The 24,918-nt window shown below is 63.4% G+C and carries 17 protein-coding genes; 10 read left to right on the forward strand and 7 right to left on the reverse strand.

What is annotated here, in order from left to right:
• Positions 1 to 216: 216 nt before the first annotated feature.
• Positions 217 to 2,061 (forward strand): OmpA family protein, encoded by a 1,845-nt coding sequence (locus APS40_RS18515; RefSeq protein WP_055048459.1) that lies wholly within the window; start codon positions 217 to 219, stop codon positions 2,059 to 2,061.
• Between the two features lie 112 nt (positions 2,062 to 2,173).
• Here APS40_RS18515 and APS40_RS18520 read toward each other — a convergent pair whose 3' ends face one another.
• The gene (locus tag APS40_RS18520) at positions 2,174 to 3,580 is read right to left on the reverse strand and encodes a helix-turn-helix domain-containing protein (protein WP_055048460.1); all 1,407 of its coding nucleotides are present in this window, start codon (positions 3,578 to 3,580) and stop codon (positions 2,174 to 2,176) included.
• A 119-nt stretch (positions 3,581 to 3,699) separates the two neighbouring features.
• Between APS40_RS18520 and APS40_RS18525 the strand changes: the two genes are divergently transcribed.
• From APS40_RS18525 to APS40_RS18565, 9 genes are all read left to right on the forward strand, one after another.
• Positions 3,700 to 5,232, forward strand: coding sequence for an acyl-CoA carboxylase subunit beta (locus APS40_RS18525; RefSeq protein WP_055048461.1), 1,533 nt, complete (start codon positions 3,700 to 3,702; stop codon positions 5,230 to 5,232).
• A gap of 109 nt (positions 5,233 to 5,341) precedes the next feature.
• The gene (locus tag APS40_RS18530) at positions 5,342 to 5,785 is read left to right on the forward strand and encodes an endonuclease domain-containing protein (RefSeq protein WP_082434519.1); all 444 of its coding nucleotides are present in this window, start codon (positions 5,342 to 5,344) and stop codon (positions 5,783 to 5,785) included.
• Positions 5,786 to 7,762, forward strand: coding sequence for an acetyl-CoA carboxylase biotin carboxylase subunit (locus APS40_RS18535; RefSeq protein ID WP_055048463.1), 1,977 nt, complete (start codon positions 5,786 to 5,788; stop codon positions 7,760 to 7,762).
• A 145-nt stretch (positions 7,763 to 7,907) separates the two neighbouring features.
• Positions 7,908 to 10,037, forward strand: coding sequence for a methylmalonyl-CoA mutase (gene scpA / locus APS40_RS18540; protein ID WP_055048464.1), 2,130 nt, complete (start codon positions 7,908 to 7,910; stop codon positions 10,035 to 10,037).
• Positions 10,038 to 10,140: 103 nt separating this feature from the next.
• Positions 10,141 to 10,566, forward strand: coding sequence for a methylmalonyl-CoA epimerase (gene mce, locus APS40_RS18545; protein ID WP_055048465.1), 426 nt, complete (start codon positions 10,141 to 10,143; stop codon positions 10,564 to 10,566).
• 94 nt (positions 10,567 to 10,660) lie between these two features.
• Entirely contained in the window at positions 10,661 to 11,449 is a 789-nt protein-coding gene (locus tag APS40_RS18550; RefSeq protein WP_055048466.1) for an ABC transporter permease, read from the forward strand.
• Entirely contained in the window at positions 11,449 to 12,153 is a 705-nt protein-coding gene (locus APS40_RS18555; RefSeq protein ID WP_055048467.1) for an ABC transporter ATP-binding protein, read from the forward strand. Before APS40_RS18550 ends, APS40_RS18555 begins: the two co-directional genes overlap by 1 nt.
• A 98-nt stretch (positions 12,154 to 12,251) precedes the next feature.
• Positions 12,252 to 12,902, forward strand: coding sequence for a class I SAM-dependent methyltransferase (locus tag APS40_RS18560; protein WP_197279361.1), 651 nt, complete (start codon positions 12,252 to 12,254; stop codon positions 12,900 to 12,902).
• Between the two features lie 33 nt (positions 12,903 to 12,935).
• Complete coding sequence (locus APS40_RS18565; RefSeq protein ID WP_055048469.1) at positions 12,936 to 14,099, forward strand: acyltransferase family protein; 1,164 nt, start codon at positions 12,936 to 12,938, stop codon at positions 14,097 to 14,099.
• Positions 14,100 to 14,124: 25 nt separating this feature from the next.
• Here the strand turns inward: APS40_RS18565 and APS40_RS24600 are convergent, their stop codons facing one another.
• From APS40_RS24600 to rfbB, 6 genes are all read right to left on the reverse strand, one after another.
• Positions 14,125 to 16,908 (reverse strand): polysaccharide pyruvyl transferase family protein, encoded by a 2,784-nt coding sequence (locus APS40_RS24600; protein ID WP_082434520.1) that lies wholly within the window; start codon positions 16,906 to 16,908, stop codon positions 14,125 to 14,127.
• 1 nt (position 16,909) lies between these two features.
• Entirely contained in the window at positions 16,910 to 21,385 is a 4,476-nt protein-coding gene (locus tag APS40_RS18575) for a glycoside hydrolase family 99-like domain-containing protein (protein ID WP_055048470.1), read from the reverse strand.
• Positions 21,386 to 21,494: 109 nt separating this feature from the next.
• Positions 21,495 to 22,031 (reverse strand): dTDP-4-dehydrorhamnose 3,5-epimerase, encoded by a 537-nt coding sequence (gene rfbC / locus APS40_RS18580; RefSeq protein WP_055048471.1) that lies wholly within the window; start codon positions 22,029 to 22,031, stop codon positions 21,495 to 21,497.
• Entirely contained in the window at positions 22,031 to 22,912 is an 882-nt protein-coding gene (gene rfbA, locus APS40_RS18585; RefSeq protein WP_055048472.1) for a glucose-1-phosphate thymidylyltransferase RfbA, read from the reverse strand. The genes rfbC and rfbA overlap by 1 nt, the downstream gene beginning before the upstream one ends.
• Positions 22,909 to 23,805 (reverse strand): dTDP-4-dehydrorhamnose reductase, encoded by an 897-nt coding sequence (rfbD, locus tag APS40_RS18590; protein ID WP_055048473.1) that lies wholly within the window; start codon positions 23,803 to 23,805, stop codon positions 22,909 to 22,911. The genes rfbA and rfbD overlap by 4 nt, the downstream gene beginning before the upstream one ends.
• On the reverse strand, positions 23,802 to 24,860 hold the full coding sequence (rfbB, locus tag APS40_RS18595; protein WP_055048474.1) for a dTDP-glucose 4,6-dehydratase: 1,059 nt from the start codon (positions 24,858 to 24,860) through the stop codon (positions 23,802 to 23,804). The genes rfbD and rfbB overlap by 4 nt, the downstream gene beginning before the upstream one ends.
• Positions 24,861 to 24,918: the final 58 nt, after the last annotated feature.

Here is a 24,918-nt window from a genome sequence, read left to right on the forward strand (position 1 = left end):
TTGGCTCTGATGCTGGCGGCGAGCGGTTTACGCGAGCGCGCAACCCCACGCAATGCCGCGCTGACGCCACTCATTACCTCCAGGGTCGGAACAAATCCGTTCGGCGCCCGTTCCGACCCAGCGCCAGTTCTGGGCGGGTTGGCTGTTGCATCACAAGAAGAACGGAGAAAAACCATGCAGCTTAAGCGCTTATTGCTTACGACCACGAGCCTTTGCATGCTCTCGCTGCTCCCCCAGACTGCCGGGGCGCAGGATGCGGGGCTGACGGCGGCCTACAATGCCTATGTCGAGGCCCAGAGCGGTGACGACGCAGAGGCCAAGGCGGCCGCCGAAGCGGCATTCTTGGCCGAATGCCAGCGCGTGGGTGCGCCCGCGCTTCAGCAGTGCATTGCCATTGCCACCGGTGCTGCCGACGCAGAGCAGCCCGCCCCCCCGGCTGAGGACCAGCCGCCGGCGAGCGAGGAGCCGGCGCCTCCGGCTGCCGAGCCGGCCCCGCCCGCTGAGCAACCCGCCCCACCGCCGGCCGAGCCGGCGCCTCCGGCGAAGCAACCCGCGCCTGCTGAACAGCCAGCTCCCGCGGCCGAACAACCCCCTGCCGCCGACCAGCCCGCTCCCGCCGAGCAGCCGGCGCCTCCTGCCGAGCAGCCCGCCGCCCCCGCGGAGCAGCCCGCCGCCCCCGCGGAGCAGCCCGCGGCTCCGGCCGACTCCCCGGCAAATGACCCGGCCCTGATCGCAGCGTTCGAGGCCTATGTCTCGGCCAGCTCCAGCGGTGATGCCAATGCCAAGGCGACTGCCGAGGCGGCCTTCCTCGCCGAATGTAACCGTCTGGGCATCCAGTCGCTCGACCAGTGCCTGGCGCTGATGGGCGGTGCCCCGGCGCCGGCGACGCCGGCCGAACCTGCAACGCCAGCCGAACCGGCTCAGCCGGGCGAAGCTCCGGCGACCGACCAGTCGGGGCAGCCGCTCGAGGTGGTTCCCGACCAGGAGACGCCTGACGCTCCGGCTGCTCCGGTGCTGGACAGTGCCAAGGATGCCGGCGAGGCCGGTGCCGGGCAACCGGCCCCAGCCCAGCCGCCGGCTGCCGAGGCTCCGCCGCCCGCTACCGATGCCGAGGCCCAGGCCCAGACGCCGCCCCCGGCCGAGGAAGTCGAGGCGACCGTCGCCACCGAAGGCAAGCGCGTCGAGCAGCTGCCGGCTCCCGAAGCCCCACCGGCGGCCCAGGAGGCAAAGAAGGATGGCGACAAGCTGATCGTCAATATCGGCATCAACATCAATATCTTCACGCCATACAAGGATCGCGACCGCATCGGCCGTGGCGACGAGGTCTATTATGAAGAACTCGACAATGGTCGCTACCGGCAGACCGTCATCCGGTCCGACGGCACCCGCGTGGTGACGGTGTGGAACCGCTATGGCGAGGTCATCCGCCGCGTGAAAGTGCTGCCCGACGGTACCCGCATCGTCCTCGTCTTCTCCCCCGATGACCGTCGCGATGACGACTGGCGCGATCCGGGCGACGACCTGCCGCCGTTCTACCTGCCGATCCCGGTGAACGACTACGTGCTCTACAGCGAGCGCTCCGATGAGGCCGATATCGAACGTTTCCTCAGCGAACCGCCGCTGGAGAAGGCTGCTCGCGTCTATACCGTGGACGAGGTCAAGCGCTCGGCCCGCATTCGCGACACCGTTCGTCGCGTCGAGATCGGCGACCTGACCTTCGATACCGGCTCGGCCCAGTTGGGCCGCGATCAGGTCGGCTCGCTGGGCAAGGTGGCGGACGCGATCAAGAAGATCCTCGACCGCAACCCGGGCGAGACCTTCCTGATCGAAGGCCATACCGACGCCGTCGGCTCGGACGAATCCAACCTCGTCCTCTCCGACGAACGCGCCGGCACCGTCGCGGACCTGTTGACCGAGTTCTACGACATCCCGCCGGAGAACCTGACCACTCAGGGCTACGGCGAACGTTATCTCAAGGTCGAGACGGAGGGCGCCGAGCGCGCCAACCGCCGCGTCACCATTCGCCGCATCACCTCGCTGGTGTCCGGCGGCCAGAGCTGACGGACGACAGCTTCAACCACGAAAGCCCCGGGGATCATCCCTGGGGCTTTTCTTTGCCAGCCGAGACGGCGGCAACCATGCCGCCTGTTGTCGGGCCAGCACGAGCGGCTGTTCAGCCCAGCCGATACGGCACCACTTCGCGCCGATCGACATCGATCTCCAGCCGCGCATCCATCGGCGGCACCGAGCGCTGGATGCAGTTGCCACGCGGGCAAATCCGGCAGCTGATGCCGATCGGCTCGAAGCCGCGCGTCAGGTCGAGGTCGACCGCATAGGTCAGCTTTCCGGCGTGGGCGACCTCACAGCCCAGCGCATAGGCATAGCGCCGTACCGGTCCGCGGAACCCGCCGGTGTGCTTTTCTTCGGACCAGGCAAGGCAAAGGTAGCGGTTGCCGTCCGGCGTCTCGGCAAGCTGGCGAGCGATCCGGCCGTTATGCTCGCCGAACACCCGGTGCACGTTCCACAGCGGGCACGCGCCGCCGAAGCGGGGGAACTGCAGCGGCGTCGCCGAATGCCGCTTGGTGATGGTCCCCGCCGCATCGACCCGGGCAAAGAAGAACGGCACGCCGCGCGCCTTGGGCCGCTGCATGGTCGAGAGCCGGTGCCCGACCTGCTCCATCGATGCCCCGAACGCGAAGGCCAGTTCCTCGATGTCGTAGCCACTCTGTTCGGCTGCCGCGAGAAACGCGCCATAGGGCATCTGCAGCGCCCCGGCGAAATAGTTGGCGAGCCCCAGCCGGCAGATATCCGCTGCCTGCCTCGTCTTGAACTCCGCCTGGCCGACGATGTGGTCGATCAGCTCAGCCTGCTCGATCAGCGCCAACTGCACTGCCAGTTGAAAATACTGCGTTGCCGGCGCCAATCGTCCATTGAGGACGATGGTGCGCGACGAGCGCTCGAAGCGCCGCAACTGATCGGGCGAGTTCGGTTCCTCGAACACCACGGAGATACGGTGGCGCGTCGTGAGGTAGGTCGCCAGCCGCTCGAGCCGACCATGCAGAGCCAGCCCGATCGTCGCCGCCAGCGTTTCGGCGGCGAGATCGAGCGGGTCGATATAGTTGTTGGCATAGTGGAAGAAGTCGCGCACCTCTTCGTAGCTCGTCTGCAGCCCCGGCGCGCCCACCATCGCGGCATCCGCGCCCATCAGCCGCTCGTTGACCTTGCGATAGGCCTCGTAGAGCCTGAGCAGTGCTCGCGCCGTATCGGGCGCGCTCGTTGCCAGCGACTTGAGCTCGATCAGCCCCGGCGCCGCCGCACCGAACAACGGATCGGCCATCGCCTCGCGCAGGTCGGCCAGCACTCGATCGGCGCCCTCCGAGGTGAGTTCGCCGAGGTCGAGCCCGAAGTTCTCTGCCAGCGTCAGCATCAGCGCCGCCGTCAGCGGCCGCTGGTTGTTCTCGATCTGGTTGAGATACGACACCGAGATTTCGAGCCGCCGCGCCAGCTCGCGCTGGGTCAGTCCCGCCTTGATACGCGCTGCCCGTACCCGCGCCCCGGCAAAGATCTTTCGGTCGGCCATTTGCAAGTTCGCAATTTCACAGTTCGCAACTTTGCAGAATTAGCAGGTCCGCACATTCCTGTCTCTCGCCGCGTCAACGAAGGATGTATGTTGCCCATAGGCTAAGGGCAGGGGACTGCATGCAGAAGATCATCGCCGCACTCGACCAGCGGCGCAGCGAGGCGCGTCTCGGCGGCGGCCAGAAGCGCATCGATGCCCAGCACGGCAAGGGCAAGCTCACCGCGCGCGAGCGTCTCGACGTGCTACTCGATCCGGGTTCGTTCGAGGAATACGACATGTTCGTCACCCACCGGGCGGTGGATTTCGGCATGGAGCAGAACATCATCCCCGGCGATGGCGTGGTCACCGGCTGGGGCACCATCAACGGTCGCCTCACCTATGTGTTCAGCCAGGATTTCACCGTGTTCGGCGGCTCGCTCAGCGAGACCCATGCCCAGAAGATCTGCAAGATCATGGATCTGGCGGTGCAGAACGGCGCGCCGGTGATCGGCCTCAACGATTCCGGCGGCGCCCGCATCCAGGAAGGCGTCGCAGCGCTGGGCGGCTACGCCGAGGTGTTCTGGCGTAACGTCCAGGCTTCCGGTGCCATCCCGCAGATCTCGGTGGTGATGGGCCCCACCGCCGGCGGCGCGGTCTATTCGCCCGCCATGACCGACTTCATCTACATGGTGAAGGACACTTCCTACATGTATGTGACCGGCCCCGATGTGGTGAAGACCGTCACCTCCGAGATCGTCACCCACGAGGAGCTCGGCGGCGCCTCCACCCACACCAAGGTCAGCTCGGTCGCCGATGCTGCCTTCGACAACGACATCGAGACCCTGCTCGAGGTCCGCCGCCTGTTCGATTTCCTGCCGCTGAGCGCCGCCGACAAGCCGCCGGTCGTCGCCGTCAACGATTCGATCGATCGGGCCGAGCCGAGCCTCGATACGCTGATCCCCGACAGCGCCAACAAGCCCTACGACATGCGCGAGGTGATCCTGAAGATCGCCGACGAGGGCGATTTCCTCGAGATCCAGAAGGACCATGCCGGCAATATCCTCGTCGGCTTCGTCCGGCTCAACGGGAGCACCGTCGGGGTCGTCGCCAACCAACCACTGGTGCTGGCCGGTTGCCTCGACATCAACTCGTCGAAGAAAGCCGCGCGCTTCATCCGCTTCTGCGACGCCTTCTCGATTCCCATCCTGACCCTGGTCGACGTCCCCGGTTTCCTCCCCGGCGTCGCCCAGGAATATGGCGGCATCATCAAGCACGGCGCCAAGCTGCTGTTCGCCTATGCTGAAGCCACGGTCCCCAAGGTCACCGTGATCACCCGCAAGGCCTATGGCGGCGCGTATGACGTGATGGCGTCCAAGCACATCCGCGCCGACGTGAACTACGCCTGGCCCACCGCCGAAATCGCCGTCATGGGTGCCAAGGGCGCGACCGAAATCCTCTACCGCTCCGAACTCGGCGACAAGGACAAGATCGCCAAACGCACGGCGGATTACGAAGCCCGCTTCGCCAACCCCTTCGTCGCCGCCGAGCGCGGCTTCATCGACGACGTGATCATGCCGCACGGCACGAGGCGGCGTGTCGCACGGGCGTTCGAGACGCTGCGGCACAAGAAGCAGTCGGTGCCGCCGAAGAAGCACGGGAACATTCCGCTGTGAGGGGCCTCACCGCCAACCACCGGCGGCGCCCGCGCGTCTCCCTCCCCCGTTGCGGGGAGGGATCAAGGGTGGGGGGAGCAGCCCGCTCGAAACCCCAGGCTGAGCACCGATGAGCACGGAACTCGCCAGAAAGCTCCGCCGGAGTCCGCCGGAGCCTGAGCGCCGCATGTGGGGAATCCTCTTCCCGCTGCGTCGCCAGGGCTACAACTTCCGCCGCCAGGCCAAGATTGGCGCCTACTACGCCGATTTCGCCTGCCGCCATCCGGCGATGGTGATCGAGGTCTATGGGGAAACGCACACGACCGACCTTGCCCAATCCAACGATGCAACCCGCGACGACTATTTCGCCGGGCGCGGTTTCCGCGTGCTGAGGTTCTGGAACAACGAGGTCATGGAAAACGCTGAGGGCGTCTATTTGACCATCGCGGCGGCGCTTGCCGAAGCATCCAGCGTGACCGCTCCCCCCACCCTTGATCCCTCCCCGCAACGGGGGAGGGAGTCGACTGACAGATCGAGCCCCAAGCCAGCGGCATCCGACAGGACCACCCCCTGAATGTTCACCTCCCTCCTCATCGCCAATCGCGGCGAGATCGCCTGTCGCGTCATCCGCACCGCCAGGCGTATGGGCATCCGCACCATCGCCGTCTATTCCGACGCCGACCGTGACGCCGTGCACGTGAAGCTCGCTGACGAGGCCGTGCATATCGGCGGTTCCGCCGCCCGCGAGTCCTACCTCTCGATCGACAGGATCGTCGCCGCCTGCAAGGCCACCGGCGCCGAGGCCGTGCACCCCGGCTATGGATTTCTGTCGGAGAACCCGGACTTCGCGGCCGCGCTCGAGGCGGAGAACATCATTTTCGTCGGCCCGCCGGTCAAAGCCATCGAAGCAATGGGCGACAAGATCACCAGTAAGAAGCTTGCCGCTGCGGCCGGCGTCTCTACCGTGCCCGGGCATATGGGGCTGATCGCCGATGCCGAGGAAGCCGTCACCATCTCGCGCTCCATCGGCTACCCGGTGATGATCAAGGCCTCGGCCGGCGGTGGCGGCAAGGGCATGCGCATCGCCCAGACCGACGCGGAGGCCCGTGAAGGTTTCGAGCGCTCGAAGTCGGAAGCCGCCTCCAGCTTCGGCGACGATCGCATCTTCATCGAAAAGTTCGTTACCGAGCCGCGCCATATCGAGATCCAGCTGATCGGTGACCAGCACGGCAATGTGCTCTGGCTCAACGAGCGCGAATGCTCGATTCAGCGCCGCAACCAGAAAGTCATCGAGGAAGCGCCGTCGCCGTTCCTCGATGCTGCAACCCGCAGGGCGATGGGCGAGCAGTCTGTCGCCCTCGCCAAGGCGGTGGGCTACACCTCGGCCGGCACCGTCGAGTTCATCGTCGACAAGGATCGCAACTTCTACTTCCTCGAGATGAACACCCGGCTGCAGGTGGAGCATCCGGTCACCGAGCTGATCACCGGCCTCGACCTGGTCGAGCTGATGTTCCGTGCTGCGGCGGGTGAAAAACTGCCGCTGACCCAGGCCGAGGTGCCGCTGAACGGCTGGGCCATAGAAAGCCGCATCTACGCCGAGGATCCGTTCCGCAACTTCCTGCCTTCGACCGGCCGGCTCACCCGCTACCACCCGCCCGCCGAGGCGGCCTCGCCCGAGCTGGTGGTGCGCAACGATACCGGCGTTGCCGAAGGCGGCGAGATTTCCACCTTCTATGATCCGATGATCGCCAAGCTCTGCACCTGGGCGCCGACCCGCACGGCGGCGATCGATGCCATGGAAGTGGCGCTCGACGAGTTCGAGCTCGAGGGCGTCGGCAACAACATCCCGTTCCTCTCGGCGGTGATGGGGCAGGAGCGCTTCCGCTCCGGCCGCTTGACCACCGGTTACATCGCCGAGGAATTCCCCAATGGTTTCAGCGGGGTGGCGCCGGATGCGGAATCACTTACGCATCTGGCGGCGCTCGCCTGCTGTTCCGCTTTCGCCCTCGACAAGCGGCTCTACCCGACGACCCCCGAGCCCCGCGCCGTGATCATTGGGTCGGAGCGCTGGGATTTCTCGGTCCGCGCCGACGGCATCGAGTATTGGCTCACTGCGCCGGACGGCCGGAAGCTCCTGGTCGAGAGCGGCTGGAAGCCGGGCAACAGCCTCTGCATCGCCCGCGTCGATGGGCGGCTCCATCATGTGAAGCTCGACCGCGTCACCGGCGGCTTCCGCCTGCGCTGGCGCGGCGCCGATCTCGTCGCCCGGGTGCTGCTGCCGCATGTCGCCGACCTGATGCCGCTGATGCCGGTGAAACTGCCGCCGGACCTGTCGAAGTTCCTGCTCTGCCCGATGCCCGGGCAGATCGTCCGCATCGACGTCGCCGAAGGCGATATCGTCGAGGATGGCCAGACCCTCGCCATCGTGGAGGCGATGAAGATGGAGAACGTGCTGAAGGCGGAAAAGCGCGCGCGCATAAGTAAGGTGTGCGTCAAAGCCGGCAGTGTGCTGGCGGTGGACGAGGTGATTCTGGAGTTCGAGGCGGTATGACTTCGCTGACGGATGGAGACGACCCCCTCCCATCCTCCCCCATGAAGGGGGAGGTGCCCTGCCGGTGCGTCAGGCTCGATCGAGTCACAAACGCCACTCTTCACCTCCCCCCTTGGGGGGAAGGCCGGGAGGGGGCCGTCTGCTGATGGCAAGCACGCCCACCTTCGCCGACTGGGTCAGACTCGCCCAAAAAGATCTTCGCGACACGCCGGTGGAGTCGCTGAACCGCGACTATGGCGACCTGCCGATCAAGCCGGCCTACTTCCCCGAGGACGTCGCGGCCGACCCCGGCCTTCCCGGCGCCGCGCCGTTCACCCGCGGCGTTCGCGCCACCATGTACGCCAACCGCCCCTGGACCATCCGGCAATATGCCGGCTTCTCCACGGCGCGCGAGTCCAACGACTTCTACCGCAAGAACCTTGCCGCCGGGCAGAAGGGCCTCAGCGTCGCCTTCGATCTCGCCACCCACCGCGGCTATGACAGCGACCATCCGCGCGTCACCGGCGATGTCGGCAAGGCCGGCGTCGCCATCGACAGCGTCGAGGATATGAAGATCCTGTTCGACGGCATCCCGCTCGATCAGATGAGCGTGTCGATGACCATGAATGGCGCGGTGCTGCCGGTGCTCGCCATGTTCATCGTCGCCGCGGAAGAGCAGGGGGTGAGAGAGGCGCAGCTCGACGGGACCATCCAGAATGACATCCTAAAGGAGTTCATGGTCCGCAACACCTATATCTATCCGCCCGAGCCGAGCATGCGGATCGTCGGCGACATCATCGCCTACACCGCCGAGCACATGCCCAAGTTCAACTCGATCTCGATCTCCGGCTATCACATGCACGAAGCCGGGGCGACCGCGGTGCAGGAGCTCGCCTACACCATCGCCGATGGCATCGAATATGTCCGCTCGGCGCAGGCGCGCGGTCTCGACATCGATGCCTTCGCGCCGCGGCTGAGCTTCTTTTTCGGCATCGGCATGAACTTCTTTCTCGAGGTGGCCAAGCTCCGCGCGGCGCGCACGCTCTGGCATAGGTTCATGACCGAGCTCGGCGCCAGGGACGCGAAGTCGCTGGTGCTGCGCACCCATTGCCAGACCTCCGGCGTGTCACTGACCGAGCAGGATCCGCACAACAACATCGTCCGCACCACCATCGAAGCGCTGGCCGCGGTGCTCGGCGGCACCCAAAGCCTCCACACCAACTCGTTCGACGAAGCCATTGCTCTGCCGACGGAATTTTCCGCCCGCATCGCCCGCAATACCCAGCTGATCCTGCAGCACGAAAGCCGCGTCACCGACGTGGTCGACCCGCTCGGCGGCTCCTACTACGTCGAGAGCCTCACCGCCGACCTGGTGCAGCGCGCCGGCGCCTTGATTGCAGAAGTGGAGGCCGAAGGCGGCATGACTGCCGCGGTGCAGGCCGGCACCCCGAAGCTCGCGATCGAGAAGGCCGCCGCGCTGCGCCAGGCCCGTGTCGACCGCGGCGAGGATGTCATCGTCGGCGTCAACCGGTACCGGCTCGACAACGAGCCGCCGATCGCCATCCGCGAGATCGACAACAACAAGGTGCGCGACGAACAGGTCGCCCGTCTTGCCGAAATCCGCCGCACGCGCGACCCCGACGCCGTGGCCGCTGCCCTCGCGTCGCTGCAGCAGCAGGCGCAAACCGACGGCAACCTCCTCGCCGCCAGCATCGCCGCGGCGCGCGCCCGCGCCACCCTGGGCGAGATTTCCGCGGCGCTGGAGCAGGTGTTCAACCGGCACGCCGCCGTCACCCGGGTCATCTCAGGCGTCTATGCGGAGAGCTACGCCGCCGACCCGCAATATGCCCGGCTCACCGAGCGCATTGCCGCCTTCGACAAAAAGGAAAAGCGCCCGCCGGCGCTGTTCATCGCCAAAATGGGGCAGGACGGACACGACCGCGGCGCCAAGGTCATCGCCACGGCATTCGCCGATCTCGGCTTCACCGTCCACATGGGCGATCTGTTCGAGACCGCCCCGGAAGTCGCCGACCACGTCGCCGACCTCAAGGTCGACGCTGTCGGCGTCTCCTCCCTCGCCGCCGGTCACAAGACGCTGGTGCCCGAACTGATCGGCGAACTCAGGGGCAGGGGGCTCGGCGACGTCACCGTCATCGTCGGCGGCGTCATCCCCGAGCAGGATTACGATTTCCTGCGCGAGGCCGGCGTCGCCGAGATCTTCGGCCCCGGCACCAACGTGCTCGAAGCGGCGTTCTCCGTGCTGAACCAGATCGAGGGAAGGCTGAGTAACCGATGAACGCACAATTACCTGTCGCCGTCTCTCTTCACCTCTCCCTTGGGGGAGAGGTCGCCGCAGAGCGGCGGGTGAGGGGGCCTTCGCCAGCGCATCGGCTCTCCCGATGATCGGCCGCCTCAACCACGTCGCCATCGTCGTGCCCGATCTCGCTGCGGCCGCCGCGAGATATCGCGACCTGCTCGGCGCCGAGGTGCACTCTCCGCACGACCTGCCCGAACACGGCGTCACCGTGGTCTTCGTCCAGCTCGAGAACACCAAGATCGAGCTGATGACGCCCTTGGGCGAGAACTCGCCGGTGCGGAAATTCCTCGATGCCAATCCCGCCGGCGGCATGCACCACGTCTGCTACGAAGTCCCCGACCTCGCCTCATCCATCCGCACCCTGGTCGACGCCGGCGCCCGCATCCTCGGCGACGGCAAGCCCAGGCTCGGCGCCCACGGCCTGCCGGTGGTGTTCCTGCATCCCAAGGATTTCGACGGCACGCTGATCGAGCTGGAAGAGGTGAAGCCGGAGCTGCAGCCGGCTTGAGGGTCTTGGCAATCCCCAGGCGTGGCATCGCTGCAATTGGCCTTGGCTGCGCCCTGTGCTAGGCGAGCACTCGTTTCACCGGCCTGGGGCCCTTATGCGCAAGATTCTCCGCAACGCGCTCACCGACATCGTCGGCGGCTACGAGCAGCGCCGCGTCTGGATCGCGCTGGCCACCGAAGACATCTTCGACCAGCACCGCCGCACGACACTGGGGCCACTGTGGTTGCTGGTGAACTATCTCGCTTTCGCCGGCACGTTTATTTTCGTTTTCAACCCCGGCGCAGTAGATCCGCACTACGCTGTCTATGTGGCTGTGGGCCTGCTGGTGTGGACCTACATCAGCGACAATGTCACTCAGGCGGTGAACCTCTTCCAGCGCGAGGAGAGCTTTATCAGCGGCACCACCCTGCCGCTGACGGTCTATGTCATGCGCCTGTCCCTGCAGAACATCATCCGCGCCGGTTATGCTGTCCTCGGTTGTGCTGGCCTCCTCTTGCTGATGGGAGCGACGCCCACTTCTGCTTGGCTGTGGTCACTGGTTGGCGTGCTTGCCGTGCTCGTCATTTCGCCTGCGATGATCGTGGTGTTTGCGTTCCTCGGCGTCTTCTTCCCCGACAGCCAGTTCATCGTTTCCAACCTGATGCGCGTTGCCATGTTCGCGACGCCGGTGTTCTGGGTTCATGGCGGCGAGGATGGTTTGCGTCGCGCGCTATATGACTGGAACCCATTCACCTATCTGCTCGATGTTGTACGCCAGCCGATCGTTGACGGCACGGTGCCGGTGCTAGCGCTGAGCGCGTGCGTTATCGTCGGCCTTGCATTCTGGGTGCTTGCCATTTTCCTCCTGGGCACGCTGCGGCGGCAGGTTGCGCTGGTCCTCTGATGATTTCGATCAAAGCAAACGACCTGCGGCTTGCCTATCACGTGCGCGAAAAGCTCACGCTGCGTCCGCGCGACAAGCGCTTGCCGCAGCAGACGGGCGGTACCATTAGCGGCACGGGCCGCCACCGCTTCGTGACTGCCCTGGATGGAGTCAGTTTCGAGCTGGAAGCAGGCGATCGTCTTGGCCTGGTCGGGGCGAACGGCGCTGGCAAGACGACGCTCCTCAAAGTGCTCTACGGCATCTACGAGCCGACCGCCGGTAATCTTGAAATCAGGGGCAGGGTCGATGCCCTGTTCAACATCAGCATCGGCTTCCGACAAGAAGCGACTGGCCGCCGAAACATTCTGCTGCGCGGCCTGATCAACGGCTGGACCGAGGACCAGATCGCCGCCCGCACCGAAGAAATCATCGAGTTCTCCGAACTCGGCGAGTTCATCGACATGCCGTTCCGCAGTTACAGCCAGGGCATGGCCGCTCGCCTCGCGTTCGCCATAGCTACTACGCTCGACCCAGAAATCTTGCTGATGGACGAGTGGATCGGCGCCGGGGACGCCGCCTTCCAGGTGAAGGCCAAGCAGCGCATGGATGATCTCGCTGAAAAGGCCGGCATCATCGTTCTCGCCAGCCACAGCGAGGAGCTGCTCAAAAAGACCTGCAACAAGCGGCTGGAGCTTGAAAAGGGCAGGGTGAAGTCGTTCGGGTGAAGCAGATGACGGTCGCTGCTGGCGACGGGACCCCGACGGAGCGGGATGCAGCTATGGAGGTCGGGATATTGCCGACGTGCGCCGTATGTGGAGGATCCGTGTTTACCGCCACGGAGGTGTTGTGGTCCGAACTCATCGCCGAGTGGGAACTCGACGCGGTCGAGGTCGCCTACATCGATCGCCAACAGGGAACCAAGTGCGCCGGCTGTGGCACCAACCTTAGAGGATGCGCATTGGCCTCAGCCGTCAGCGCGTTCATGGGCGTGACTGCACCGCTGCGTCAGTGGGGTGCGCAGAGCATCAGAGTGCTGGATCTGAATGGCTGCCAAGGTGTATCGGACGCCCTCGCAAACTTGCCGAACTATCAGCGCCACGACTACCCACACATTGATATGCACGCGATGCCGTTCTCCGACGGGGCATTTGATCTGGTGATCCATTCGGACACTCTCGAGCACGTCGAGAATCCACGCCAAGCTCTTCGAGAGTGCATGAGAGTGACAGCTTGGCGCGGTGCAGTGATCTTCACGATACCGATCATCGTCGGCCGCCTTTCTCGCAGCCGAGACAACCTGCCACTCAGCTTTCACGGCGCGCCCAGCTTTGCCGGGCGCCAGGACTTCGCAGTGAGGACCGAGTTCGGCGCCGATTTCTGGACCTACGCGCTTCAGGCGGGCGCGTCATCCGTAGCCATCTCGACCGTGGAGTTTCCGTCGGCACAAGCGATTACGCTGCGCCAGTGGCCCTAGCGGGCGGGCCAGCTCGAACAACCAGGAAAACAGATGACCACGGTGGCCCTCGAGGCAAAGACGGCAAGCACAGTGCGGCCCCAGTTGCCCGGTCTTGAGGCAACCCGCTTTTTGGCAGCCATGGCCATTGTGGTGTTTCATCTTATCTGGATGTCGCCGGACCTTGCGATCCCCGAACAGTTCAGTTTTATGGGAAACTATTTCGGCTTTGCGGTGCCGCTCTTCTACATCGTCAGCGCCTTCGGCCTCTGTGTGGGCTATGAGGGACGACTCGCCACCGCAGGAGAAATCTCGGAGTACCTTCGCAGGCGCTTCTTCAGGATAGCTCCGCTGTTCTACGCGATGATCATCGTCTACGTGGCTTATCTGTACCTCGAATATGGTGCCGTCCCCGCCCTGACCGTGATCGCATCATCTGCGCTTTTCATCTTCAACATGATCCCCCAGCACGTGACCGGCTACGTCTGGGCATCGTGGTCGATCGGCGTCGAGATGCTGTTTTATCTGCTCCTGCCTGTTCTGTTGATTGTGACGACCTCGTTCAGGCGGGCGGCCGCGCTGTTCGCCGTCTCCATCTTCGTCACCGCACTGTGGGCCGAGGCCTTTGCGAGTGCTCCATCGACATTGCAGGGTTTTGGCCAGTTCTTCATCCTTGCATATGCGCTCTACTTTGCAGCAGGTATCCTTGGGTACTTCGTCTGGCGGGCGATCCGTCTTCGGGTGCCCCTCGCTCGGCAGAGCCTGGTCGGACAATTGCTCCTGCTGGCGTCAGCCGCAGTTGCACTCTGGCTGATGACGGAGGGATCTGTGCTTACTGGCGCATATGGCGGTCCCGCAGCAACGAAGTTCGTCTGGGCCATTGCCTTTTCCGGCGGGGTCGTCGGGATTGCCCTCGCACCGATCAAGGGACTCGTGAACCGCATCACAACCACTCTCGGTAGAGCGAGTTTTAGTCTGTACCTGCTGCATCCGCTGGTGATCGACGTGCTCAAGCGCAGGCATGCCTTCGACTGGTTCTATGAGGCCCTTCCAGAGGCGCCGGCCTTCCTGCTCTCGGTGGCTCTCACGCTGGCGATCCTGGTGCCGCTGTCCCTCATGACTTACAAGTACATTGAGGTTCCCGGCATGCGTTTGGCCGTGCGGAAGCGAGAGCTTGCCTTGGCCACGAGTGCAACATACGGCGTCGGCACCGGCTGATCCCGCCCGTCACGAAGGCAGAAAGTCAGAGTTTCCGCAGGACGTAAGTATCCTGGTGCTCCCACCAGCCAGCCGGCTCGAACTCGAGGTACTCGACCACGTCCTCAAGTTCCTTGATCCGCGCTTCAACGAAGCTCTGCGAGGTGATGGTCTGGCCGTAGGTGGCCGTCTCAAGATCGCCCTGCTCGCTGCTCTTGTCGAACCAGAAGCCAGATCGATCGAGTACCGCTTGCGGAAAGTACTGCATGCTGGTCTGCCCATGCGTAGTGAAGAGCAGCACCCCGCCTTGGCGGAGCCCGCCGCATAGCCGCTTTAGCCAGCGCCCCCAGGTTGACCTAGGCATATGGGAGAAGAAGGAAAGCGCAAAAATGGCGTCATACTCGGTCGGCAGCACGAGAGCTTCGGGTGTATCTACCGACTGGACGGTATCGACCGACATCTGCCGCTCTAGGAAAGCATTCGCCTGAGGGTGGATGTCGGAGCTGTGCAGCGTATGGGGCAACAGGGCCCCCACCGCGTGGCGGGTTACGGCGCCATATCCGGCAGCGAACTCGAGGATTGTCTTGTGCTGCCCGTCGTCACCGAGGAAACGGTCGACAAACGCCCGCACCTTCGCAGCCGATCTGGCCCCGTCGCTGAAATAATAGTCAACCGCCGAAGCTTTGCTCGGGAACCCTGGATGGTCATGAATGAAACGGAAGATGAAATCCTCGGCGTGGACTTCCGGCGATACCCCGAAAGAAATAGCCGCCGTTTCACACAGCGATCGAATATCTTCTGGCCAACGGGTTTCCACCATCGCGAGCGGCGCCTTGACCGACGAAACCTCGCGACGCGTGTCGCGAGGTTTCGTCGCAACGTAAACCTCGGTAAACTCGCCGATCAGCCCGTGACTGTGGTCATGAAAGCGAACGACTTCGACATCGAGACCTGACCAGTCGAAGACGCGCTCGGCGAAATCGTAGCCGTAGTGGAACGTTACTAACGACCCGGCATCGTTGATCGGATTGCCATGATACTCGGGTGCCGCGTGGTGCAGGATCGATCCATCGGTATTATACAGCGCTCGCCGCTCACTGGTTACGCGGTCTTTGTAGGTCGGAGAGGTGAAGATGTAGGCGCCTCCCGGCTTCAGGGTCCGTTCAACTTCCCGCAGCACGTCTCCCGGCTGGTTCACGTGCTCCATCACATCGAGCGTCACGACCAAATCGAAGCTCTCATCCAGGAAGGTCTGGACTTCGAGATCTTCGTTGCGGAAACCATCCACTACCATTCCCAGGGGTTTGCCAGGGAAGTAGTGGGAAGCGACGTACGATTTACACTCCCGCTTCAGCTTCAGCGAGGCTCCCCTTGGATGAGGCGATGACTCATGGATGGCGAGGTTGCGCCAATTCGGGAAACGCCGCCCGAGAACGAGCGCCAGCGCCCGCTCGCGTGGAATCGATCCGCATCGCGAGCAAAGAAGATGGTCGCGATACCAGTCATGCTGTGCGGTGAACTCAACGTCGGTTTCGCAGATCGGGCAATGACCCGAGGCGTGATAGACGAGCTTTGGTGCTGTTGTTATCGACATTCCGCTCTGGTCCCCGACACAACTATCCTTTTTCCGCACACGCATTGGCCTTGTTGCCAGGCTTTCTCGCGGTCTGATCCGCCCGGCCGGAGGCAGATGTGCGTGGATATCGTCGACGGGCTGTGCATTGGAAAGACGGTGTTCTAGCCCGTTTGTCTCCAAGAAATGGGCAAACCTGTCGTATAGAACGCGATATCGCGCCTCGAGCTGATCGAAGTCGGCCGCGTTTGCGAGCGCGATTGGATCCAGTCCGACAGCATCTTCGATCGTCGCGTGAGGAATGCTCATCAGTTCCGACAATTCAGTTGTTCTCGAATCGTGGTTAAGCACCATCGCGGGAACACCATTCGTCAGAGCAATCAGATTTCCGTGGAACCTCGAGCCAACAGACAAATCGAAATCCTTGATGTACTGGTCCCACTGATCAAGGTTGAAGAAGGCGTGGTAGCGCTCCCGCACGTGGGCAGCGTACTGTGGAACTCCGAGCGGTATCGCATGGCGCTTCACCTCGCTCTGAAGTGTGTCGACAAGTTCGTTCGATAGTTGATCTCCCGCGAGGATCTGCATCTCCGGGAGCTCACTTTGCAGGACGTAGCTGTGTCCGCGTTCTATGGTAAGCCGTATCAGGTCGCTCTCGACACGTGCTGCCAATGCGGGCGAGCGGGAATGTTCAACCGTATCCCGCGAACCGTTGATCGAAACCCTCGCTGGTGCAGCGTCTTGCGGTCGCCTGACGTGGAGGTCGCGTTTGTGTGATCGATAGAAACTTGGGCAACCGACGACGCATACGTTTGTGATGCCGAAGTCTCCCATCACTTCCGCTGAGAAGTGCCCTCTAACACCGATCAGTTTGCTTCGCTCCGAGATAACCTTGAGGAAGCGCTTGCTGCCTTCCGGGATATCGAGAAACTTCGCGCCGGCTTGTGGAGCCTGGGCGCCGAGGCCCGCGACAATGACGGGAAGTGTGGTCGCTTCGATAAATTCGGCGTAGTGAGAAAGGTCAAATCCTTTAAAGATGAAGTTGGCGGCCGCAACCGCGATCAGGTCGTATTCTTCGTTGACCCTCGCCGGAGACACATCAAGCCCATAGCCATGCGCCGATGATTGCAGCACATCATGGAGTGACTGACCTATCAGCAGGTTGCCAGTATTGTGGCCGACGTACCCAAATCTGTTGGCGAGGCTCAATTCCGCGTCGGGGGGGGCGATTGGTGCCCCAATGAACAGAATTCTCATTCTACTGCTGCTGGTCTAATTCAAGGCGCATGAATTCGGGATGGTCTCGAAGAGTCGGACTGTCAGGCGTTGAAAGGCCGAACTGATGGTAGAGCCGCTCCGCATAGGCCTCGGCTCGTTGCATGGCGGCCTCGCCCAAGGCATGTCGTTGCACTACCTCGCGCTGCACCTGGATGATTTCCTGCAACTGGCGGGCATTGAAGTTGCCCACCGTGACGCTGCTGGCATGGCGGCGGTGTGAGTTCAGCGAACGAGGCGAGAAGGCGATCGAACCCCGCTCCAAAACGCGCAGGTACGCCACCCAGTCGCCGGCGAAGCGAAATGATCTGATCTCTTCGCCATACTCGGAGAGCACCGCCTGCAGGACTTCCCGGCGAAAAACGACGGCACTCACGTTCGGAATGGTGTTCTTCACGTGAAGAGCGGTGGCAATCTCCTCGTCGCCGGCTACGGTATAGGCCTTGGTCCAGCGACCGCTATCGATATCGGCCACATAGTCGAGGTAATGGTCGCTGAGGATTTCGCCCTTGGAGCCCATCTGGCGCGATTGGCAGAACGCCAACACCACGTTGGGATCAGCGAACTTCGGAAGCAGTTCGGCGAGGAAGTCCGCGTCAGCGAGGTCATCAGCCTCGGCAATCCAGACAAAATCTCCACGGGCGAGTTCGACGCCACGTTGCCATTGCTTGAAAACATTGCCGGAGTTGTCATCGTTGACGACCAGCGTCGAAGGGATCGAGATCTCGCGGAGGAAGTCCCGGATCACTTCGACGCTTTCATCGCTCGAAGCGTCGTCCAACACAATTAACTCGTACGGCAAGACGCTCTGTCCGGTGATCGAAGCGAGACGATCCCGCAGGTACCGGGCATAGTTGTAGTTGGGTACCACCACCGAGATCCGCGGCAGCGGGCGCCCGGCAAACTTCAGGAGGTCGTACGCGTAGTCGCGAACGTGGAACTCGCGTTCGATAATCTCACGCCCGTTCCTGCCCATCTGCGCGGCGTCGTCCGGACGCTCGAGAAGGTCCTCGATCCCCGAGGCCATGGCGGTCGTATCGAAGGCCGGTATGGCGATGCCGCAGCCTCGCCGCAGCAGGTCCACGAACCCGCCCGCCTCTTCGAATGCGACCACGGGAAGGCCGGCGTCCATCGCCTCAAGTACCACAGAAGGGAAGGGGTCCTCGCGCGAAGTCAGGGCATAGACGTCGGCAGCCTGGAAGAACTCCTGCGGCTCATCCACAAGTCCGGTGAAGACGATCCGGTCGGTTAGTCCAGCAGCACGGACCCGCCTCTTCTGAGCGTCGCCGAAGCGCCCATCGAGGTGTCCAACCCACACGGCGACCGCCTCATGGTTGCGCTCGAGCAAGTTCAGGCTCATATCAACGAAGAGATCCAGTCCCTTCCGATGATCGCCATAGCCAACGCCCAGGACGAGGCGCGACCCCGTCGGCAGTCCAAGCCTGGTTCGGACCGCGCTTCGCAATTCACTGCGGGCAGCCTGGTTTCCCAAGTGCGTGCGGTTGTAAAGACCCTGGGGCCTGATCTCCGCTTGCTCGAGGCTGCGCCCCACCACCTCCTCGAAGCCGTCTTGGACAACCTGGGCGGCAAAGACGATCTTGTCGGCGTGCTCAGCGATGGCTCTGGCGTGCTCGGTGAGCTTGTAAGTGCGGAGCACTCCGGGCAGTTCGTGAATCAGCGAGACCACTCTGAAGCCCGCCTGCTTGAGCAGAGGGACAAGCAGCCCAGACACTGTGGTGTTGGCGATCGCGACCTCGGCCCCCGCATGCAATGCGCGAAGTCGATCGAGGACTGCCCTGCCGGACTCTGCCCGCAGATCGATCCGATGGACCTTCGCCATTTCGGCGAACCGCGGTAGCAGCGGTCCGTCGCCAAGGACGATCATGTCGGTGTCGAAACCCATCTCGCCAAAGGTGCGCGCCATATTCAGGGCCAGCAGTTGGGCACCGTGCGGGTGCGCGTCGTGCGAGACGATGACGATGCGGCGCCGATCGGTGCGACGGACAGCCTGCCCCTCGAGGGCGTCGCGCGTAGCCTGCAACCAGGCGTAGCCGTAGCTGGCGTCCGGTTCGAGATGCGCCCCTTCAGCCCATTCGTTCCAGGCATTGACGAAAACCAACCGCTGGTCGGGCTCTTCGAAGCGCGACGCGGTGTCGGCGATCGCGCGCGACAGCCACTCGCGATAGAGTTCGGGCGAGTTGTTGACGAAGACTGTGCCCGCGCTCTTGCGCCTCGCGGTGTTGTCCCAACTGGGGCAAACGCTGCGATACAACGTGTACCGGGGCTGCTCGTAGCGCGCGCTGCGTTCGTTGAGGACGCTCCAGTCGTAGACTTTCATGCTGAAGTCGCGGTCGAGCGGAGTCACCGCGTTCGTCAGGTCGGGCGGCCGCGAGCGGTTTGGTGGAAATTCTATCGCTGCGTCGAACCCATAGTTCCGCGGATCCACATGCTCGAATGACTGGGTGTAGGCCAGGTGGATTTCGCCAATGCCGTTGTCCCGGCACCACTGCCGCCAGCGCGCGGCGGTTTCCTTGGACGAGGGCAGCAGGCTGGGACGATAGACGACCAGAAGCGGCTTGCCGTCGACGCGGATATAGCGCTCGTCGCGGAGAAAGGGCGCCACTTCCTCGATAAAGGCGATGTCGTCCTCAGGCGAATGTCGCTGTGCGATCAGCACCTCGGCGTCGAGTCCGTCCCACCGGCGCGTCCAGTTCTCGTTCGCCCAGCAGACGCAGAACGGCAGATCCAACGACTTGTCGTTCAACCAGTTCTCGAGCGGCTTCTCAAGGAGCCGCTTGCCACCGAACCAATAGAAGTAAAAGCAGAAGCCGCCAATGCCGTAGAGTTTGGCCAGTTCCACCTGCCGGTGCTGCACAGTGGGGTCCAGAAGGTCGTAGTAGCCTGTGTCGATGGGCACGTGCGGTTGGTAATGACCTTTAAAATGCGGCTTCGCCGCCCGGACATTGGTCCACTCAGTAAAGCCTTCTCCCCACCACTGGTTGTTTTCGGGAATGGCATGAAATTGCGGAAGATAGAGCGCAATCACCCGTGCCGGCTTCGTCGCTAGCGGCTCCGCGGTGGTTATCGGGACGAACTTAGGTACTGGTGGGCTGAAGGTCTTGCGTTGAGACGGCGGCTCAGCACGGTCCGGATGCGCGCGCCGCCCCTCGATGCGTCCCCGAACAACGTAATGCACAAGCGGGTTGATCCCACTCGCTCGCACGTCTGGATGCTGCTCCAGATAGTACCTGGTAGAAAACACTGCGCTCGGATCGCGCCCCTCGTGCCAACCAGTTAGCAGATAGTGCTCGAATGGATCGATGCCTGCTGCGGCCACGTCGGGGTTTTGTAACAGGTAGTATGCGCCGTCGAATGCAGCGCGCGCCCGACCGACGCGCAGGCGACGCAAAATCGAACGCAGTCTTCGTGCCACCGGATTGGCCCCCAGGATGCCCCATCTGCTCTGCGGCGGCGGGGGGCTTCGTTTGGGAGCCTCGGATGCTTGCCGCCATTGCTCGATGGCAGTGCGCAGCGCGAGAAGTTGGCTCTCGGCGTGCCGCAATTGATCGCCGATATGCTCGATCTCCGCCTGCTTCTTGGCCGCCTGGGCCTGCAGTTCATCGCCCACAGAATGCGATGCCTTCACCTCGCTCGTAAGGGACGCGATTTCGTTATGCAGGCTGCCGATGTAGGAACCGTCGGACATCAGGCTGTTAGCAATTGCTGGCAGTGGCCCTGACGACGCAACCGCGACGAAATACGGGACGTTTGGGAGACCGGTGTAGCTGTCGTAGGCTAGGCCGTCGGCGCTGTTGAGGACGCTCACGCGTGCCGATCCGCCCCGCTCAGCGACAATGGCGGAACCGTAGAGGGATCGTTGCTCGAACACTGCGACGTTTGCAAACCGCGCCAGCAGTCCGGCGCGAAATTCCTCCCGATCCAACTCGCGAACATGAAACTCATTCACGTGCCCGCTCAGCTCACTATAGACGACGCGATTGGGCGATGAGATTACGAGCAGTCCGCCTGGCCGTAGTACCCGCGAAACCTCCTGAAGGAAGCGCTCGTGGTCCTGGAAGTGCTCTATGGTTTCGAAGCTTGTAACCACGTCCACGCTAGCCGAAGCCATCGGTATCGCAGTGGCGTCTCCTACCAGAAACTGCAGACGCTCGGAGGTGTACTGCTCGCTCGCGTATCGCACGGCGTCGGCATCGTTATCCACGCCAACCACCGAGCTTGCGACCTGCGACAGAAGCCAGCAGCCGTAACCTTCACCGGATGCGATATCGAGGACGACCTTGCCAGCGCAGAGCGGCGCAGCGAACAGATACCTGTGATGATGCTCGTGCTGTATCGGACCAGTCAGTCCGGAGACGAACCGCTCTCCGGTGAACGGTAGTTTAGTCCCAGGCTTGGGAAATGTATATCGCACCATGGGCTTGTCGAAATCAGCGGTCACGATAGATCTCCAAGCCACAGCGATTCATATCAATGCAGCAGGGGTCTTTGCAGATAAGATAGACAGCGGTACCGCGGCTTGTCAGTGGACCGATCGTCACGTCGCCACCCTAGATTGACTGATGCCAGGTGCCCCCGCATCCTTCCCCGAAACAACGGGCACCCCCCCCCAGCGGCCATTGCACCCCAATTGCCGGGTCATCCCACCGGATGCTCCTCTCGCTCGCGGCGTGCCAGAAATCTGTGGTCTTGTACAAAAACTCGGTCCCATCCTCGAGCGCAAGGAATCCATGGGCGAACCCCGCCGGGATCCAGAACTGCTTGCGGTTCGCCGCGCTGAGCTCGATCCCGACCCACTTGCCGAACGTCGGTGAGCCCTCGCGGATGTCCACGGCCACATCGAATGCCGCCCCGGCAACCACGCGCACCAGCTTGCCCTGGGCGTGTGGCGGCAGTTGGTAGTGCAGCCCGCGCAGCACCCCCTTGTGGCTGATCGAGTGGTTGTCCTGCACGAAGCTGCCGGTGAACCCCGTGGCTTCGCGGAACTTCGCCTCGTTGAAGCTCTCGAAAAAGGCGCCGCGCTCGTCGCTGAAGACGCGCGGCTCGAACACCATCAATCCGTCAATGTCCAGTTTCTGGACCTGCATCAGCCTCGCCCTTCGCGCAGCAGCGCCATCAGATACATGCCGTAGCCGCTCTTTTTTAGTGGTTCTGCGAGTCGCGCCAGCGCTTCGTCGTCGATCCAGCCATTGCGCCAGGCGATTTCCTCGGGGCAGGCCACCTTGAACCCCTGCCGCTTCTCAAGCGTCGCAATGAACTGCCCGGCTTCCAGGAGAGAGTCATGCGTACCGGTATCGAGCCAGGCAAAGCCCCGGCCCATCCGTTGTACGCTGAGGGTGCCGCGTTCGAGATAGAGCCGGTTGAGATCGGTGATCTCCAGTTCTCCACGCGGAGATGGTTTCAGGCGTCGCGCCAGGTCGACCACTTGCTCGTCATAGAAGTAGAGTCCGGTCACTGCGTAGTTGGATTTCGGCACCTTCGGCTTTTCTTCGATCGAGATCGCCGCGCCGGCAGAATCGAACTCGATCACCCCATAACGCTCGGGATCGTTCACATGGTAGGCGAACACGGTCGAGCCGTGCTCCCGGTCGTCGGCGCTCTGCAGCAGCTTTGGGAGATCGTGACCGAAGAAGATGTTGTCGCCGAGGATCAACGCTGACGGCCCCTGATTGACGAAGTCGGCGCCAAGGATGAAGGCCTGCGCCAGCCCGTCCGGGCTCGGCTGCACCACGTAGCTCAGCTCCATCCCCCACTGCCGGCCATCGCCGAGCAGGGTGCGGAAGCGCGGCAGGTCTTCGGGGGTCGAGATCACCAGCACTTCGCGCATGCCGCCGCTCATCAGCGTCGACAGCGGATAATAGATCATCGGCTTGTCGTAGACCGGCAGCAGCTGCTTGGAGACGGTGAGCGTCGCCGGATGGAGGCGGGTGCCGGCGCCGCCGGCGAGGATGATGCCGCGGCGGGTCATCGGGTGGGCTCCGGAAGCAGACTGTCCAACGTGCCTTGCAGGTCGGCTGGCCAGTCCGGCAGGTCGATGCCGAGCGCGCGGCGCAGCTTGTAAGTGGAAAGGCGGGAATTGTGAGGCCGCCGCGCCGGTGAGGGGAACTCGGCGGAGGGTACGGGGACAATTCGCTCGAGGCTCGTCCGCAGTGGCAGGCCATGCTGGAGTGCTGCATCGACCACGTAGCGCGCATAGCCGTGCCAGCTGGTCTCGCCGGCGGCGGAGAGGTGATAGGTGCCGTTGTCCAGTGGCCGACCCCGATCGATCTGCTCGATCGCTCGTCGCGTGATCTCGGCGATCAGCCGGGCGCTGGTCGGCGCGCCGACCTGGTCGTCGATCACCTTGAGTTCTTCGCGGCTCTGCGCCAGGCTCAGGATCTTGGCGGCGAAACTGTTGCGTCCGGGGGCATGCACCCAGCTGGTGCGGAAGATCAGATGCCTGGCGCCGGACTCGCTAATCGACACCTCGCCGGCTCGTTTGGTCTCGCCGTAGACATTGAGCGGTTGCGTTTCGTCGTCCTCGACATAGGGCGCCGGCTTGCGTCCGTCGAAAACATAGTCGGTGGAATAGTGGATCAGCCACGCCCCGCATGCCACCGCCGCGGCAGCCAGTGCCGCCGGCGCGTCAGCGTTGACCACTCGAGCCAGGTCAGCCTCGTTCTCGGCCTTGTCGACGGCCGTATAGGCGCCAGCATTGACGATGATATGAGGTTCTACGCTCTCGACGAGCGCCCGCAGCTTCCCGGGCTGCGATAGATCGGCGCCATCGCGTCCGAATGCAACGATCTCGCCGAGGGGCGCCAGCACCTGGGTCAGCGCCGTGCCGACCTGGCCATCGCGGCCGAGGATCAACAGTCTCATCCGTACTGCCTCGCCACCCAGTCACGATAGGCACCGCTGGTGACGTCGGCGACCCACGTCTCGTTGGCAAGGTACCAGTCGACCGTCCTGGCGAGCCCGGTCTCGAACGCCTCGGCCGGGCGCCAGCCGAGCTCTCCAGCGAGCTTCCTCGGGTCGATGGCGTAGCGCCGGTCGTGTCCCGGCCGATCGGTCACATGGGTGATCTGCGCCGCATAGCTGGCGCCATCGGCGCGCGGACGCTTCGCATCGAGCAGCGCACAGATCGCCCGCACCACTTCGATATTGGTCTTCTGGTTGTCGCCGCCGATATTGTAGGTCTCGCCCGGGACGCCGGCTTCGAGCACCCGCCGCAGGGCCGAGCAATGGTCGCCGACATAGAGCCAATCGCGCACCTGCAATCCGTCGCCATAGATCGGCAAATCCTTGCGGTTCAAGGCGTTATGGATGATCAGCGGAATCAGTTTCTCAGGAAACTGCCAGGGCCCGTAGTTGTTCGAACAGTTGGTGACGATGGTCGCGAGCCCGTAGGTCTCGCGATAGGCTCGCACCAGATGATCCGAGGATGCTTTGGAGGCGGCATAGGGGCTGTTCGGCTTGTAGGGATTGGTCTCGGCGAACGGGGCCTCATCGCGCTCCAGCGTGCCATAGACCTCATCGGTCGAGACGTGCAGGAACCGGAAGCCCTGCCGCTTCGTCTCGTCGAGGCCGGCGACGTAAGCCCTTACCGCCTCGAGCAGGTGCAGCGTCCCCATGACGTTGGTCTCGAAGAACGGGGCAGGGCCCGAGATCGAGCGGTCGACATGGCTCTCGGCGGCGAAGTTGACCACCGCGCGAACCCCTTGGCCGCGCAGCAACTGCCCGACCAGCGCCGCATCGCCGATCGAGCCGCGCACGAAATGGTGCCGGCTGTCGCCGTTGAGCGAGGCAAGGTTGGCGAGATTGCCAGCATAGGTCAGCGCGTCGAGCGTCACGACGGGCTCGTCATTGGCCGCCAGCCAGTCGAGGACAAAATTCGAGCCGATGAAACCGGCGCCGCCGGTCACCAGGATAGTCATGGTCTTATAGTCCCCTTCCCGTTGCGGACCTTAGCGGCAACGCCCATGATCTACTACC

The organism is Devosia sp. A16, assembly GCF_001402915.1.
GTDB lineage: Bacteria > Pseudomonadota > Alphaproteobacteria > Rhizobiales > Devosiaceae > Devosia_A.

Excerpts from the sequence above, each read along its gene's own strand:
- mce (WP_055048465.1), top strand. The coding sequence starts at position 10,141 with ATGATCGGCCGCCTCAACCACGTCGCCATCGTCGTGCCCGATCTCGCT.
- rfbD (WP_055048473.1), bottom strand. The coding sequence starts at position 23,805 with ATGAGACTGTTGATCCTCGGCCGCGATGGCCAGGTCGGCACGGCGCTG.
- rfbB (WP_055048474.1), bottom strand. The coding sequence starts at position 24,860 with ATGACTATCCTGGTGACCGGCGGCGCCGGTTTCATCGGCTCGAATTTT.
- rfbC (WP_055048471.1), bottom strand. The coding sequence starts at position 22,031 with ATGCAGGTCCAGAAACTGGACATTGACGGATTGATGGTGTTCGAGCCG.
- APS40_RS18525 (WP_055048461.1), top strand. The coding sequence starts at position 3,700 with ATGCAGAAGATCATCGCCGCACTCGACCAGCGGCGCAGCGAGGCGCGT.
- APS40_RS18555 (WP_055048467.1), top strand. The coding sequence starts at position 11,449 with ATGATTTCGATCAAAGCAAACGACCTGCGGCTTGCCTATCACGTGCGC.
- APS40_RS18550 (WP_055048466.1), top strand. The coding sequence starts at position 10,661 with ATGCGCAAGATTCTCCGCAACGCGCTCACCGACATCGTCGGCGGCTAC.
- scpA (WP_055048464.1), top strand. The coding sequence starts at position 7,908 with ATGGCAAGCACGCCCACCTTCGCCGACTGGGTCAGACTCGCCCAAAAA.
- rfbA (WP_055048472.1), bottom strand. The coding sequence starts at position 22,912 with ATGACCCGCCGCGGCATCATCCTCGCCGGCGGCGCCGGCACCCGCCTC.
- APS40_RS18565 (WP_055048469.1), top strand. The coding sequence starts at position 12,936 with ATGACCACGGTGGCCCTCGAGGCAAAGACGGCAAGCACAGTGCGGCCC.
- APS40_RS18515 (WP_055048459.1), top strand. The coding sequence starts at position 217 with ATGCTCTCGCTGCTCCCCCAGACTGCCGGGGCGCAGGATGCGGGGCTG.
- APS40_RS18535 (WP_055048463.1), top strand. The coding sequence starts at position 5,786 with ATGTTCACCTCCCTCCTCATCGCCAATCGCGGCGAGATCGCCTGTCGC.
- APS40_RS18520 (WP_055048460.1), bottom strand. The coding sequence starts at position 3,580 with ATGGCCGACCGAAAGATCTTTGCCGGGGCGCGGGTACGGGCAGCGCGT.
- APS40_RS18530 (WP_082434519.1), top strand. The coding sequence starts at position 5,342 with ATGAGCACGGAACTCGCCAGAAAGCTCCGCCGGAGTCCGCCGGAGCCT.
- APS40_RS24600 (WP_082434520.1), bottom strand. The coding sequence starts at position 16,908 with ATGAGAATTCTGTTCATTGGGGCACCAATCGCCCCCCCCGACGCGGAA.